The organism is Paenibacillus sp. NRS-1760 (assembly GCF_050467785.1).
Classification (GTDB): domain Bacteria; phylum Bacillota; class Bacilli; order Paenibacillales; family Paenibacillaceae; genus Pristimantibacillus.
Window position 1 is genome coordinate 669749 of record NZ_JBITPK010000014.1, and the last position, 13814, is coordinate 683562.

Sequence of the window (13814 nt, forward strand, 5' to 3'; positions counted from 1 at the left end):
TTTTGGAGAAAGGAAGTGTGCATTTGAAGCGTGGTTACATCATTCTGATTGGCGTCGTAGTTGTGGCTGCTGCAATTTTGATGTTTTTGTTTCGGGTAAATGAGAATCAGGTTACCGTTCAGCGCATGCTTGATTTTGAGCAGGCAGAGCCGACCTCGCAAGTGGTGTGGGAGGATCGAGAGTCGATTCGAGCATTCGAATATGCATTCCGATTTGGTAAGCAGATGAAGGGAAAGGTCGATATCGCGGCACCACCCTATTCTGTAATCTTAGGGGACTCGCGTTACCTGCTTTGGATATCGAAGAGCAGCGAGCATGGGAATTTCATGAAGCCAGGTGATACTGGAACGCTTTATCGATTAGGGAAATCATCCACGAAGAAGATTTGGACTTTGCTGGAAGATGCGTATTCGGTGAGTGGTTCTGGCAAAGAAGGAGCAGACGAGCAAGTAGACGGAGAACAGCAGAATACACAGAGCATGTCGCCATTACCTATAATCGAGTCTCCCACTCCCATTCCTATACAGTCGTCTGAGTCGCCGAATAACGAAGTACTCGAGCCAGCGTATTTGGAAAGCTCAGCTTTCACGGAAGAAGAGAAGCCGCTTATCGAGCTAATTAATTTGCGGATAAAGTATATACATGAGAAAAAATGGGATGATTTTTTAAACTTGTACACGGATAGTTCGCGCAAGTCACGCGAAGGATCAAGTGGGATTACAGGATTCACCATTACAAGCATAAAGGTCGAACAACCCATAGCTATAAAAGAGCAAAAGTCGTTGTTTGAGGCTGTCGTTCAAGTTTCGGAGATCAGAAATAATGAAGATAGCAGCGGAAGTTCAGTGTATGTGTTCCATAAGAGCAAGGAAAAAGGTGCTGAATGGCGAATAGCTGATGTAGATTAATCGTTAATTAGCGGATTCACACCGTTATAGACGCAACACGGAGTCTACAATAAAGATATAAAAATAGCGGCAGCAATTGTGTGTATACCCTCGTCATAGGCTGGATAGCCGGAAATGAGTGGTTTACATCATTGCTGCCGCTATTTTCGTTAACCTTTTAAACGGTTGTGAATTCTACCTCTATATGAATGACCTCAGACCGGCTGCCAATTCGTACCGGTGGTCCCCAAGTTCCGAAGCCTGATGATACGATGGCATGCAGTCCGCCTTTTTTTAAATAACCCCAATCGAGCTCAAACAGCTTTCTCGTAATCAGATGATTAGGCATCATCTGGCCGCGATGGGTGTGGCCGGATACAGAGATGTCGATGCCGTTATCTGCTGCGCTTGCGATGTCGGAAGGCTGATGATCGAGCATGATCAGCGGCCTGGATTGATCTAGAGGAGCGACAAGATCCTGAATAGGCAGCCTTCCTTTGCCGCTGAATCCCGCAGCCGCCTTATCTTTACGACCGATGACATAGAAGCTGTCAGCAATGAGCGCCGTCTCGTCCATAAGGACACGAATGCCGATTGCATCCATTGCCGCAATAAATTCCGGCACTTTCCGTCCAATGTATTCGTGATTTCCAGTTACGGCGTAAACGCCTAGTGGCGCTTTGAGCTTGCCAAGTTCAGATGACATGTTTTTGCGAAGAAAAGGCTCAATATCATCATCAAGAATATCACCAGGAAGCAGGATAAGATCCGGCTTAATTTCTTCAACCTTGTTCACCAGCCTAACTAAATGCCGATTGCCTACGATTGTACCCAAATGAAGATCAGAAGCCATGGCGATTCGCAATTTCTTCAATTTTCCAGCAGGTTTTGGCACTTGAACGTGATAGGTTCGAACAATTGGGCTCCATGCATTCCATGAACCGCGGATAAGGAGTGCAGCCATAATAAGCAAGGTCAGTCCGCCTACACCTACAATATAGATTGATTTTTCAGCGCCAGCTGCTTTTAAGATAAGGGCAACAACATTGGCAGGCGGCAAAATGATTACGGCGTATTCCAATACGGCAAACCAGTAGGAACCAATCAGCTTCAATATCTCGGCAACCGGTTTAAAAGGCGCACGGTAAACGAGCCGGCCGATAATGTACGAAAATGCAATGACACTAGCAATGATCGTATACACTGTCGCATTTTCGAAATGAAATAAATGAGATAAGAACAGCCACCCATTCCAGCCAATATAGAAGGAAATGCCGCTGTATAAGAGCAAAACACCAAAAACAATAGCAACAACACGCAGCTTCATCCATCAACGCTCCCTAGCTCTTAATCTGCTTTCTTATAAGCTGAACCTACTATATCACACCGAGATTATAGCAGTAAAATTCACAAGAATAGCAGGAATAGATTGCTAATCGCCAAGTGTTTCAATACGATAGGAAGGATGCGAAATCGATGCAAAAACGTTTTACAGCATGCTGGGAGTTAAGGCTGCAGGCGTTGCGCAGGCTGCAAGCCTATGGTATCGTTTCGTCATAATGATTGATGCGAATGAGGCATCTAAATGGAATGGAGCGAATAATCCGAATGAAATCGCTTGTACTGGCAGAAAAACCGAGTGTGGCGAAGGAAATAGCCCGTGTACTCGGCTGCGGACAGAAACATAAAGGCTACATGGAAGGCCCTAAATATGTTGTAACTTGGGCGCTGGGACATTTGGTGACACTGGCTGAACCTGAGGATTACGATCCGAAATATAAAACTTGGAATTTGGAAGATTTGCCGCTGCTTCCGCCAAAAATGAATTTAAAAATTATGAAAGAAACATCACAGCAATATCGTACAGTAGCTCAGCTATGTAAACGGCAAGATATTAGTGAGCTTATCATCGCTACGGATGCTGGCCGAGAAGGCGAGTTAGTCGCTCGCTGGATTATGGAGCTTGTTCATTGGCGCAAGCCGTTTAAGCGTCTTTGGATTTCATCTCAGACGGACAAAGCGATAAAGGACGGCTTCAACACTTTAAAGCCAGGCAAGGACTATAACAATTTGTATGCTTCGGCCGTTTGCCGAGCAGAAGCGGATTGGTTGATTGGATTAAACGTAACGAGAGCATTAACGACCAAATACAACGCACAGCTAGCAGCTGGACGCGTGCAAACGCCAACGCTCGCTATGCTGATGGATCGGGAACAAGAAATACAATCGTTTCAATCGCAGCCATATTGGAATGTGTCCGCTGATTTTGGCTCATTCTCTGCGCATTGGCGGGAGCAGGATGCACATGATGGAAGAGTATGGAGCCGTGCTGATGCTGATGCGATCGCCGCTCGTATCAAGCAGGGAACTGCAAAGGTAAGCAAGCTTCGCACCTTGGAGAAATCAGAGCCGCATCCTCAGGCTTATGACCTTACTGAGCTGCAGCGGGATGCGAATAAACGTCTGGGCTTCTCGGCCAAACAAACGTCCAACGTACTTCAGAAGCTTTACGAGCAGCATAAGCTGGTTACGTATCCGCGTACAGATTCCAGATATTTGTCGAGCGATATGGTTCCAACCTTAAAGGGGCGTTTAGAGAGCATCGCTGTTGGCCCCTACACACAGCTGGCTCGCAAGCTTGTCAGAATGCAGCTTCCGATAACGAAGCGGATTGTGGACGACAGTAAAGTAACAGACCATCATGCTATTATTCCTACAGAACAATTCGTAAACTTGTCTGCTCTTAGCAATGATGAGCGCAGATTATATGATTTAATCGTAAAACGGTTTATTTCATTATTTTATGGACCTTATCGTTACGATGAGACGAGTGTCGTGCTTGCTGTAGGCAAAGATATGTTATACGCAAAAGGGAAGATCGAGAAAGAAAAGGGCTGGAAGGAAATTTATCAATCAGATGCTTATTCTTCCGTTCAAGATGATGATGACGACGACGGAGCGGGATCAGGTCAAGGGAAATCCGACGGACAGCCTGCTCAGCTGCTTCCGCCGCTATCCATCGGACAATCGCTCCCTGTGAAGCAGGAAAAGGTGCGCGAGCTTCGCACAATGCCGCCAGCACGCTATACAGAAGCGACACTGCTTACTCGCATGGAGAAGCACAGTCTTGGAACACCGGCAACAAGAGCTGATATTATTGAAAAACTGCTCGGAACAGATACGATAACTCGGACGCAAAACAAGCTGATGCCAACGGGAAAAGGAAAGCAGCTGATTGAACTCGTAGTAAACGAGCTCAGAAGTCCTGATTTAACAGCAAAATGGGAGCAGGAGTTGGAGCGTATTGCGAAAGGTAAAGGCGACCCGGCTGCCTTTATGAAAAATGTTAGACAGCAGGCTGCGAAATGGGTTTCTGAGGTTATTGCTGAGACGAAGGAATATAAACCGCATAATTTGACCCATTCACGCTGTCCTGAATGCGAGAAGCCGTTGCTCGAAATTAACGGAAAACGAGGCAAATCGCTCGTCTGCTCAGATCGTGAATGCGGCTATCGCCGTTCAGCAGAGCCAACGCTCTCCAATAAGCGCTGCCCGCAATGCCATAAGAAAATGGAAATTAAAGACGGCAAAGCAGGGAAATTTGCACAATGCAAACCATGCAATGTCATCGAAATGCTTGGCGATAAGCAAAGCGGCAAAGTGAATCGCAAGCAAAACCAGAAACTGATTGAACAGTATAGTGATAATACGTCAATGTCCAATAGCTTGGCAGATAAGCTAAAGGCAGCACTCGAGAAACAATCAGGTAAATAAACTAATGAATACCGGCAAACAATCCTAAATAGATTGCTTGCCGGTTTTTTTGTGAAAAGAAAAAATAGAGTACCACTTTACAAACCGACCAGCGGTATGTATTATAAAGATATCAACAAACCGACCGACGGTCTGCTGACCTTCTATATAAGTTATCGTCGATTGCAACTAATAATAAACAAGTAATAATAAAGGAGGCTGCTTATGGTAGATTACACTGCAAACGCGAGTTATAAATTATTGTTGGAAACAGCAGAGCAGCTCATTCAGGAAAAAGGCTGCCGACATACCACATTGCAGCAAATTATGCTTAGTACCGGATTGTCCAAAGGTGCCATCTATCATTATGTAAAAAGCAAGGAGGAGCTTTTTGGACTTATATTGGCTTCGCAAGTAGAGCTCATTAATGATTCCTTCCTGCTAACGATAGAGAAAAGCTGCAGTCTTACAGCTCCATTGCTTGCTATTACTGAGGGGCTTGATCAGCTTCAGCAGAAGGATAGTGTAGCTAATCAAATCTTAACTTATTTGCTTAGTCAGAAGGATAAGCCAGGTATTGCAAATGTGCTGCAGCAATTTCACGAGCGTTCAACAGTGACCTTGCTGGAGTGGATAGAAAGCGGACAAAAAGAGGGTCTCATTGCTCAAACCGTGGATGCGCGTAAAGCTGCGGAGCAAGGCGTAATGCTGTCATACGGCATGTGCGTTCGAAACATTATGTTAGCCGACACGCTTTCATCACCAGCTCGTGCATTCGAGAAAGAAGATTTTTATACATTTATGCTGCTCATTTTACAAGACGGAACTTCTGAATAGTGTCAAAGAGAATCACGACAAGGATAAGTACCGATGATTAGATTTCTTACAATTATTTTAGTAACTGAAACGGTGGTGGAGCCAAAGTGAGCTCAAACAAAAAGATACTTATCATTCAAGGAAATCCCAACCCTACCAGCTATTGCAGCTCTTTGGCAAAGGCTTATGCTGACGGCGCGGTGCAGGGCGGCGCAGAGGTTCGAATCATACATCTGCATGAGCTAAGCTTTAATCCTAATCTTGCCTTCGGCTATGCGAAGCGTACAGAGCTTGAACCGGATTTGCTAGAAGCTCAAGCATCGATTAAGTGGGCGGATCATCTCGTCTTTATTTATCCGACTTGGTGGGGGACGCTGCCGGCTTTGCTCAAAGGTTTTTTGGATCGGGTGCTGCTGCCAGGTTTCGCTTTTAAATATCGTGAAGGCTCTATATTTTGGGATAAGCTGTTGTCTGGCAAAACAGCTCGCTTGATCGTTACACTGGATACGCCAGTATGGTACAACCGCTTTGTATATGGTCAGCCAGGGCATCGCGCAATGAAGAAAGCAACACTTCAATTTTGTGGAATTAATCCAGTACGGATTACGAATATTGGTCCAGTGAAAGGTTCTACGGATACGAAACGAGGCAAATGGCTAGCGATTGTTGGTAAGCTTGGTAATAAAGGCTCCTAACCTATGTCATTCATCCAAGAGACAGATAGTGTACTGTCATATGCTATGGATGAAGAGGTAGGAAAGGGGATAGTTTTCATTGGGTGATAATCAGGGTAGGCAATTAGCTAGCAAATGGGCTAAGACGGCAATACTGCTCTCTCATTCCAGCATCGCACCGCATATTCCTCCAACACGGAGATTTACGGCCAATAACCTCAGAAGCATGTTGGATACACATCAAATGGTTGTTGTTAAGCCAGTAGTCGGTGCTGGCGGACACGGCGTTATTAAGGTTACGCGAGACGGTGATGGGTATACCTATACTTATTATTCGCAGACGAAACGATTCGCTAGTTTTGCGGGTTTAGTAGGATCGCTTAACAATGAGCGTAGAGGCCGTGCTTATATTATTCAAAAAGGGATATATTTGGCAACGGTGGACGGCAGGCCTATTGATTACCGAGTAAAATATGTGAAGACGGATAACGGCTGGGTCTATCGTGCAATTGTAGGGCGAATTGCTAGAAAAGGGCTGTTCGTAACTAATTTATGCCGAGGCGGCACATTGGTTTCAGCAGCAGACGGGATTAGCAGATCCCTATCTTCAGCACAGGTTGGGGAAAAGAAGCGGAAGATGCGTGAGCTTACCGTATTATCGACAAATGTGCTTGAAGCCAAGTACCCTGGAATTGGCCAGCTAGGGTTTGATTACGGCATTGATAAACAAGGTAAAATATGGATATTTGAAGTGAATACAAGGCCGCAATAATAGGCAAACAAAAGGATGCGTAGAAGTGGAAATCACTTCTTAGCATCCTTTTGTTCAATATAAGAAAGTAGATTATATTCTCATACTTCTCTTATATTTCTCCGTCAAAGCGGCTTCAGCATCCAGAGGGTGCCGAAGCCGTTTTTGCTTTAATCATAGCTAAAGATCGTGCTTGGTCTCATTTTGGCGGAAAAACTCTCCGTTACGAAGCCCGTCGACGAATTGCTGAAGCCAGCTGTAATACTCAATACCATGGCGCAGTTTGTTCAAGTCCTTTAGGCATAGGAGCCGCTCCTCAGCCTCCGTATCAATATCTAAGATAATTTCAGACAACGGAGGAATAACCTCATTTATTGCACCGAGCATGACATCGATTTCGCGCTGCAGCTTAGCTGCAAAGAAGTTTTGGAAGGCTTGGAAAAAGTCAGTCTCTGCTACATATAAATCTTTGCGTTCCAGTTTTTCATCCAATTTCATTATCATCTTTGAATCCATCAAGGATCGAACGGCATAGCTCATATTGCTTTTGCTCATATTCATTTGCTGCTTCATTTCTTCAAGTGTCATTGGTTTATCTTCAAAAAACATGATGCCGTAAAGCTGTCCGAATGAATAATTAGCACCATATAAGTCCATCGTCTGGGCAATAGCGTCTATTATTTTTCCTCTTATTTGCTCCTGAGTCGTGGGCAAACTATTCTGATCGCTGGTGGAAGCTCTTTTCACAACATCACCTACAAGATTAAGATTTTATGATTCATTATACAGCAACAATATTAGATGAAAGTGAATCTTTCAGGAAAACAACTCTTTTACAAGATCTTTATCAGACGTTAACGTTCAGATAATGTGGCTGTTCTACACTGAGTGTACAATAATTTTTGAACAATAGAGGTGAAAATGAGTTATTAATGATAATTATAGCAAACATTAAGGAAAAATTGTACGATAACCAGGAGATGATAAAACGCGATATGGCTAAGGAATGGAAGGCTCTATTGTTCACGCTGCCGGCTATGATTCCATTGATTGTATTTTGGTTGATCCCGCTGGGAACTATTTTTTATTTGAGCTTTACGGATTGGGATTTTATGAGTCCCGTTAAAACATTTGTAGGCTTTGAAAACTATATTTATTTATTCAGTAATTCAGCATTCTATCAATCGCTTGCCGTAACCCTCCTCTTTTGTCTTGGAAGCGTGCTTCCGGTGATGGCTTTTGGACTCGCGCTTGCGTTGTTGCTAAACCGGAAGATGAAGGGCTCGGTTATATACCGGACGTTATTGTTCTCTCCTTGGGTTACACCAACGGTTGCTGTATCTATTGTATGGTCTTGGATATTCGAGCCTAAGGTAGGAATGGCAAACACAGTGCTGAGATGGTTCGGCTTTGACGGAGTTGGCTGGCTTCAAGATACGAGATGGGCGCTTGCAGGCGTGCTGATCGTTACCATCTGGAAGCTGATGGGCTGGTCGATGGTGTTTTTCTTAGTCGCCTTGCAAAATTTGCCGCGAGAGCTGTTGCAGGCTGGAGAGCTGGACGGGGCGGGAAGCTGGAGCAAGCTTCGATATATTACGATTCCGCTAATATCGCCAACGACCTTTTTTCTTTTTATTGTACAAACGATATCGGCGCTGCAAGCTTATGACCAAATTAACGTGTTAACGCAGGGTGGCCCGGCCGGTTCAACTAGAACGCTTCTATATATGTATTATCAATCGGCTTTTGAGTCGTTTGATATCGGAGAAGCTTCCTCTGTGGCGGTTGTGCTCGTAGCTATCTGTATGGTGCTGTCGATCGTATCCTTTGCCATCAGCCGTAAAACCGTTCATTACAGCTAATAATCGTCAACCGCATGGAGAGGAGAAAGATTGTTATGCAAGCTCAAAATGTTTTTCGACGTACGATCAGGCATTTGTTATTGCTGCTCTTCAGTGCCGTTATGGCCTTTCCATTCTATTGGATGATTACAAGCGCGCTCAAAACAAATGATGAAATATGGCAATTCCCGCCCACCTTCTGGCCAAGTTCTCCTCAGTGGAGCAATTTTTTGGCGGCTTGGCTAGAAGCGCCTTTCTGGCGGTATTTAACGAATAGCATTCTCGTAGCTTCAGTCATTGTTCTGCTGCAGGCACTGAATTCTGCGATGATGGCTTATGCTTTGACGCATATGCGATTTCGATTGAAGAAAGCCATCACAGCAATCATAATGCTTGGCTATATGATTCCTAGCACAGCGGTTTACTTGCCGAGCTATATGATTTTGGCCAAGCTCCACCTGCTCGATTCCTATGCTGGCCTTATTTTATCCAACTGCGTCAGCGTCTTTTCCATTTTTTTGATCAGACAAGCTTTTTTACAGGTGTCGCATGAACTGGTAGAAGCAGGGCAAATCGATGGTGCGTCATCAATGCGGATTTTATGGTCGATTCTTATTCCGGTGACGCGTTCATCCTTCATTGTGCTCGCTCTTATCACGTTCATTGAACATTATAATAACTATTTTTGGCCGATGCTGATCACGAAAAATCCGAATCTGCAGCTTGTCTCGGCCGGCCTTAGAAGCTTCTTTGTGGAAGGAGGAGCCTATGGCTTGAAGTGGCCGCTTATTATGGCGGCAAGTTCTTTTACGATTATCCCGCTGCTTGTGCTGTTTCTTTTTGCGCAGAAGACGATTATGAAAAGCTTCAATATGTCAGTTGGCGTGAACAAAGGGTAGAAAATAGGCATTGCTTGTTGTTTTATACAAATCGAGTGGAGGAATCAATTACAATGTTGAAAATGAAGCAAGGGTTAGCTCTGATGATGGTAACCAGTTTTGCGGTACTGGCAGCATGTGGACAAACAGCAGGAAATACGAAAACGAATAATGGAGCTAATGCAGATCCAACCAATGAGGCAAGCGAAGCTCCTACTCCTAAAGAGCCAGTTGCGATTGAGTTCTGGTATGGGCTTGGCGGCAAGCTTGGCGAAACGATGAAGGAAAAAATCGACTTATTCAACAACTCGCAGCAGGAGGTAATCGTGAAAGGGATCGCCCAAGCGGATTACTCCGAAACCGAGCAGAAGCTTCAAGCTGCGATTGCAGCGAAGCAAGCGCCTGCTGCAGTTCTTTCCTCTAATATGAACTGGGCAAAAAAAGGATTATTCGCTGACATGAGCGAATTAATTGGTGCTGACTCTTCTTTCAATAAAGAAGACTTTGTACAAACCTTTCTTGAGCAAGGACAGCTGGACGGCAAACAATATTTCCTTCCGATGTATGGCACGACGCAGGTCATGTATTATCGCAAGGACGCACTTGAGAAGAGCGGACTTACAACAGAAGATTTTAAGACATGGGAAAGCTTAGCTGCTTCGGCGTCGAAGATGGCGATTAAAGCGAATGGAAAAACAAGCTTCTACGGCTGGGAGCCGATGTGGGGCATGGAAAATATGATGGATGCAGTATTAGGCAAAGGCGGAACCGTTCTAAGTGATGATGGCAAAACCGTGATGATTGACTCTCCGGAATGGGTAGAGACATGGGAGATGTTCCGCAAATCGATTCATGAAGATAAAGTGATGACGATCCACTCCGGCGGCCAAGGATGGGAATATTGGTACAAAACGATCGACGATGTTATGAAGGGACAAGCTGCAGGCTATACGGGCTCAAGCGGCGATCAAGGTGATCTTGATTTCAGTATCGTTGGGGCAATGGAGCAACCGGGCTGGGACGGCATAGGTGCAGGCAAACCTGTTGCAAGTGCAATTATGGCAGGCATTCCAGCTGGCGTTAGTGAAGAACAAAAAGAGGCGGCATACAAATGGCTTACGTTCTTCTCTGAAACGAAAAATACCGCATCATGGTCGATTGGTACGGGCTATATCGCAGTTCGCTCATCCGCACTTGAGGACGAGGAATACAAAGCATTCAGCCAGAAAAACCCTCAAATTAAAGTGCCGCTTATGCAGGCAGCTCATGCATCTGCGCCATTCCAGGACCCGACAGGCGGCAAAATAAACGATGCGCTTAAGATTGCAGCTGATAAAGTGCAAATTGGAAATGTTTCTGCTGAGAAAGCGCTCAAGGAAGCGAAGGAAGCAGCACAGAAGGAGCTCGACAGATTAAAATAGGAGGAATGGCGAATATGCCTGACTTAATGATAAATAATCGAGCATACAAGGTGTCAGGTATCTTGTTTGACAAGGATGGAACGCTGCTGGATTTCATCGGGATGTGGGGCAGCTGGAGCGAGTTCATATTCATTGAGCTAAAGAATCAGCTAGAGCACCGTGGAATTCCTTTTCAGCTTGATCGAATTCCTAGCCTTTGGGGCACGAAACATGATGCTGACAACATGATCATCGATTATGATCGAAATGGCCCGCTTGCTATGGGCACGATGAATGACTTGTATGCAGTGCTTGCTTGGCAGTTGTACAGCCAAGGCGTATCGTGGGCCGAAGCGATGGAGCTTGTTCAGCATTGCAAGAAGCAAGCGGATATTGAGCTGGAGCTCTCGCGCCCAGCTCTCCCGCTGCCTGGAAGCATTGATTTTCTGGATAGCTGCAGAGAGCATGGCATTAGACTTGGCGTTGTCACTGCTGATGAAACGGAGGCTGCAAATAAACATTTGGAGTGGCTTGGAATTCGCAATTATTTTGATGTCGTAATCGGCACTGATTTGGTTGAGCGAGGCAAGCCGTTTCCGGATATGATGCAGTTGGCCTGCCAGAAGCTTGGAATTGATTGTTCGGAGGCTGCGATTATAGGCGACACTAATGGAGATATGCGGATGGGACTTGCGGCTGGAGCTTGCGTAAAAGTTGGTATCGCAGATGTTGCCGAAGGATCTCGCGTCCACAAGACGCTTCCTAATGCAGATGAAGTTATTGCTTCTTATAGCGAGCTAACGAGTAGGAGACGAGTGAATGAAGAGTGAAATGGGCTGGGGATGGACATTTCTTCTTCTCGCTATCGTATTAGAGCTGTCGGGAACCGTTTCAATGAAATATTCAGCGGGCTTTTCACGATTTTGGCCCTCTATACTCATGTTTTTATTTTATGGTGTCAGCTTCACGATGCTAAACTTCGCTCTATCTTATATGAATGTGAGTGTTGCTTATGCGATCTGGTCAGGTATTGGCATTATTCTCATTACGATTGTCAGCGTTACGATTTTTCATGAAAAGCTGCCTATTACCTCATTGCTCTGGATCGCTGTTATCGTTGTTGGAGTAGTGGGCTTGAATATGAGTGTAAAAAACCATTAAATGCAAGCAGAAAGGGAGAGGAATAAAATGCTATCTCCAATTATTAGTTTTCAAGTCATTACGGACACCCATGTTACGAATGACCGGGATCATATTCACAATAAGCATTTCGAGCAAGCGCTTCTTGATATTGCGGCACATGCTTCTAACAGTATAGGCATAATGCATGTTGGAGATGTGACGGATCATGGACTCCGACCTGAATATGAGGAGTTTACCCGCATTTGGGAAGCAAACAAAGCAGGACTGCCAGAGATGCTGCTTACGTATGGCAATCATGATATTTTTTTAGGTGAATGGAGCAGTCAGCTTAAACTCTATGAATCTAGCACCGGCATGAAAGGCCCATATTATGATAGATGGCTGGAGGGCTATCATTTTATTTTTCTTGGCTCGGAGCAAGGATTAAAGGATTTCGCCTATTTGAGTACAGAGCAGCTTGACTGGCTTGATGAGCGTCTTGGTGAGCAGGCATCAGCATCAAAGCCGGTATTTTTGTTCCTGCATCAGCCGCTGAAGGATACGGTTGCCGGCTCGCTCGAGGAGCAGGGCTGGTATGGTGTAACTCAGGACAAAGAATTGAAAGCAATACTGAAAAAGCATCCTCAGACAATCATGTTTAACGGACATACCCATTGGGAGCTGGAAGCTGGACATACCTGCTTTGAAGGAAAAGGTGAAACGGCGACCATATTTAATACGGCATCTGTCGCTTATTTATGGACGAATGAGGATGAGTACAAAGAGGGCAGCCAAGGTTATCAGGTTGATGTGTACGCAAATAAGATTATTGTGCGCGGCAGAGACTATACGACTTCCTCATGGATCGAAAATGAGCAATATGAATTAAATTGGTAAGGAATCATTTCTCATATGAGCCCCCATTGGGGCTTTTTTTATGTGATTGTATGTGGGCTAGTGTAGGAAATAGGGAGAGGTTTCAATATATTCCATTAATAGATTCATATAAAGCGATTAAAGTTTTTTATTGAGAGGATGTAAAAAAGACCTGTGGATAACTCTATCCACATTATCCACCTTGATAATGCTTAAAATTCGACGTATATACACATGCTATTCACATCGTATCCACAACATCTTGTGTATAACCGGGACTGTTGTCCTTCTAATAGTGCCATGCTACTATGAAAAAGTAGTAACCAAAGTATGGAAGAAAGGGTGTGTAGTATGGAGCTACTGTCTGACGAAATGTTAGTAGACACTTATTATGCAGCTGTGCAGTTTGAATTGGAACCCGAGTTTATTCGAATGTTAGCCATCGAAATGACACGCAGACGACTCAAACCAGAAAACATCAAAATTACAGCATAAAAAGTCGCGATTCTTCAAGATAGCAGAGCGACTACATTTCCTTCACCCAAACCTCGGCAGTAAGCTTGCAGGCCTGACAATATACAAGATGCTTGCAAGATAAAGAGTTTTGCACATGCACACTATTTATGAGCGGCTCGTCTGCGATCTGTTCATAGGGAGCGTAAGGGCTCGTCAGATCAGATGCACGACCGCAATCGATAACTGCGCTATCGCAAGAGGAGCAGCGAACATGCAAATATTGAAAGCCATTACAAACAGGACAAAACATAAGGGTATCCTCCTAGGCTCACCGTGCATATGAATGCAATAGGTGTATGA

The 13814-nt window shown here is 44.7% G+C and carries 15 protein-coding genes; 12 read left to right on the forward strand and 3 right to left on the reverse strand.

Features of this window, described 5'->3' with window-relative positions; translation table 11 throughout:
• Nucleotides 1-23 precede the first annotated feature (23 nt).
• Nucleotides 24-908: a hypothetical protein gene (locus ACIFSR_RS22340; RefSeq protein ID WP_430060040.1), complete on the forward strand. Its 885-nt coding sequence runs from the start codon at nucleotides 24-26 to the stop codon at nucleotides 906-908.
• A 157-nt stretch (nucleotides 909-1065) separates the two neighbouring features.
• On the opposite strand, the gene ACIFSR_RS22345 is transcribed toward ACIFSR_RS22340, so the two are convergent.
• Nucleotides 1066-2214, reverse strand: a complete 1149-nt coding sequence (locus ACIFSR_RS22345) for a metallophosphoesterase (RefSeq protein ID WP_430060042.1) — start codon at nucleotides 2212-2214, stop codon at nucleotides 1066-1068.
• Between the two features lie 281 nt (nucleotides 2215-2495).
• On the opposite strand from ACIFSR_RS22345, the gene ACIFSR_RS22350 reads away from it, so the two are divergent.
• The 4 genes from ACIFSR_RS22350 (at nucleotide 2496) to ACIFSR_RS22365 (ending at nucleotide 6902) form a co-directional block, all read left to right on the forward strand.
• The gene (locus ACIFSR_RS22350) at nucleotides 2496-4661 is read left to right on the forward strand and encodes a DNA topoisomerase III (protein WP_430060438.1); all 2166 of its coding nucleotides are present in this window, start codon (nucleotides 2496-2498) and stop codon (nucleotides 4659-4661) included.
• A 204-nt stretch (nucleotides 4662-4865) separates the two neighbouring features.
• Nucleotides 4866-5477, forward strand: coding sequence for a TetR/AcrR family transcriptional regulator (locus tag ACIFSR_RS22355; protein WP_430060044.1), 612 nt, complete (start codon nucleotides 4866-4868; stop codon nucleotides 5475-5477).
• 86 nt (nucleotides 5478-5563) lie between these two features.
• On the forward strand, nucleotides 5564-6151 hold the full coding sequence (locus tag ACIFSR_RS22360) for an NAD(P)H-dependent oxidoreductase (protein ID WP_339204430.1): 588 nt from the start codon (nucleotides 5564-5566) through the stop codon (nucleotides 6149-6151).
• Nucleotides 6152-6230: 79 nt separating this feature from the next.
• The gene (locus ACIFSR_RS22365) at nucleotides 6231-6902 is read left to right on the forward strand and encodes a YheC/YheD family protein (protein ID WP_339204429.1); all 672 of its coding nucleotides are present in this window, start codon (nucleotides 6231-6233) and stop codon (nucleotides 6900-6902) included.
• A 159-nt stretch (nucleotides 6903-7061) separates the two neighbouring features.
• On the opposite strand, the gene ACIFSR_RS22370 is transcribed toward ACIFSR_RS22365, so the two are convergent.
• The gene (locus tag ACIFSR_RS22370; protein WP_430060046.1) at nucleotides 7062-7628 is read right to left on the reverse strand and encodes a GbsR/MarR family transcriptional regulator; all 567 of its coding nucleotides are present in this window, start codon (nucleotides 7626-7628) and stop codon (nucleotides 7062-7064) included.
• A 248-nt stretch (nucleotides 7629-7876) separates the two neighbouring features.
• Between ACIFSR_RS22370 and ACIFSR_RS22375 the strand changes: the two genes are divergently transcribed.
• From ACIFSR_RS22375 to sda, 7 genes are all read left to right on the forward strand, one after another.
• Nucleotides 7877-8743 (forward strand): carbohydrate ABC transporter permease, encoded by an 867-nt coding sequence (locus ACIFSR_RS22375; RefSeq protein ID WP_430060047.1) that lies wholly within the window; start codon nucleotides 7877-7879, stop codon nucleotides 8741-8743.
• A 35-nt stretch (nucleotides 8744-8778) separates the two neighbouring features.
• A complete protein-coding gene (locus tag ACIFSR_RS22380; protein WP_076267558.1) occupies nucleotides 8779-9621 on the forward strand; it encodes a carbohydrate ABC transporter permease in 843 nt (280 codons plus the stop codon).
• A gap of 53 nt (nucleotides 9622-9674) precedes the next feature.
• Nucleotides 9675-11021, forward strand: coding sequence for an extracellular solute-binding protein (locus ACIFSR_RS22385; protein ID WP_430060049.1), 1347 nt, complete (start codon nucleotides 9675-9677; stop codon nucleotides 11019-11021).
• Between the two features lie 14 nt (nucleotides 11022-11035).
• Nucleotides 11036-11830, forward strand: a complete 795-nt coding sequence (locus ACIFSR_RS22390) for an HAD family hydrolase (protein ID WP_339204425.1) — start codon at nucleotides 11036-11038, stop codon at nucleotides 11828-11830.
• Entirely contained in the window at nucleotides 11820-12161 is a 342-nt protein-coding gene (locus ACIFSR_RS22395; RefSeq protein WP_339204424.1) for a DMT family transporter, read from the forward strand. Before ACIFSR_RS22390 ends, ACIFSR_RS22395 begins: the two co-directional genes overlap by 11 nt.
• Before the next feature lie 27 nt (nucleotides 12162-12188).
• Nucleotides 12189-13019 (forward strand): metallophosphoesterase family protein, encoded by an 831-nt coding sequence (locus ACIFSR_RS22400; RefSeq protein ID WP_430060051.1) that lies wholly within the window; start codon nucleotides 12189-12191, stop codon nucleotides 13017-13019.
• Between the two features lie 330 nt (nucleotides 13020-13349).
• Nucleotides 13350-13493, forward strand: coding sequence for a sporulation histidine kinase inhibitor Sda (sda, locus tag ACIFSR_RS22405; protein WP_076267563.1), 144 nt, complete (start codon nucleotides 13350-13352; stop codon nucleotides 13491-13493).
• A gap of 31 nt (nucleotides 13494-13524) precedes the next feature.
• On the opposite strand, the gene ACIFSR_RS22410 is transcribed toward sda, so the two are convergent.
• Nucleotides 13525-13764, reverse strand: coding sequence for a hypothetical protein (locus ACIFSR_RS22410; protein WP_339204421.1), 240 nt, complete (start codon nucleotides 13762-13764; stop codon nucleotides 13525-13527).
• Between the last annotated feature and the right edge of the window lie 50 nt (nucleotides 13765-13814).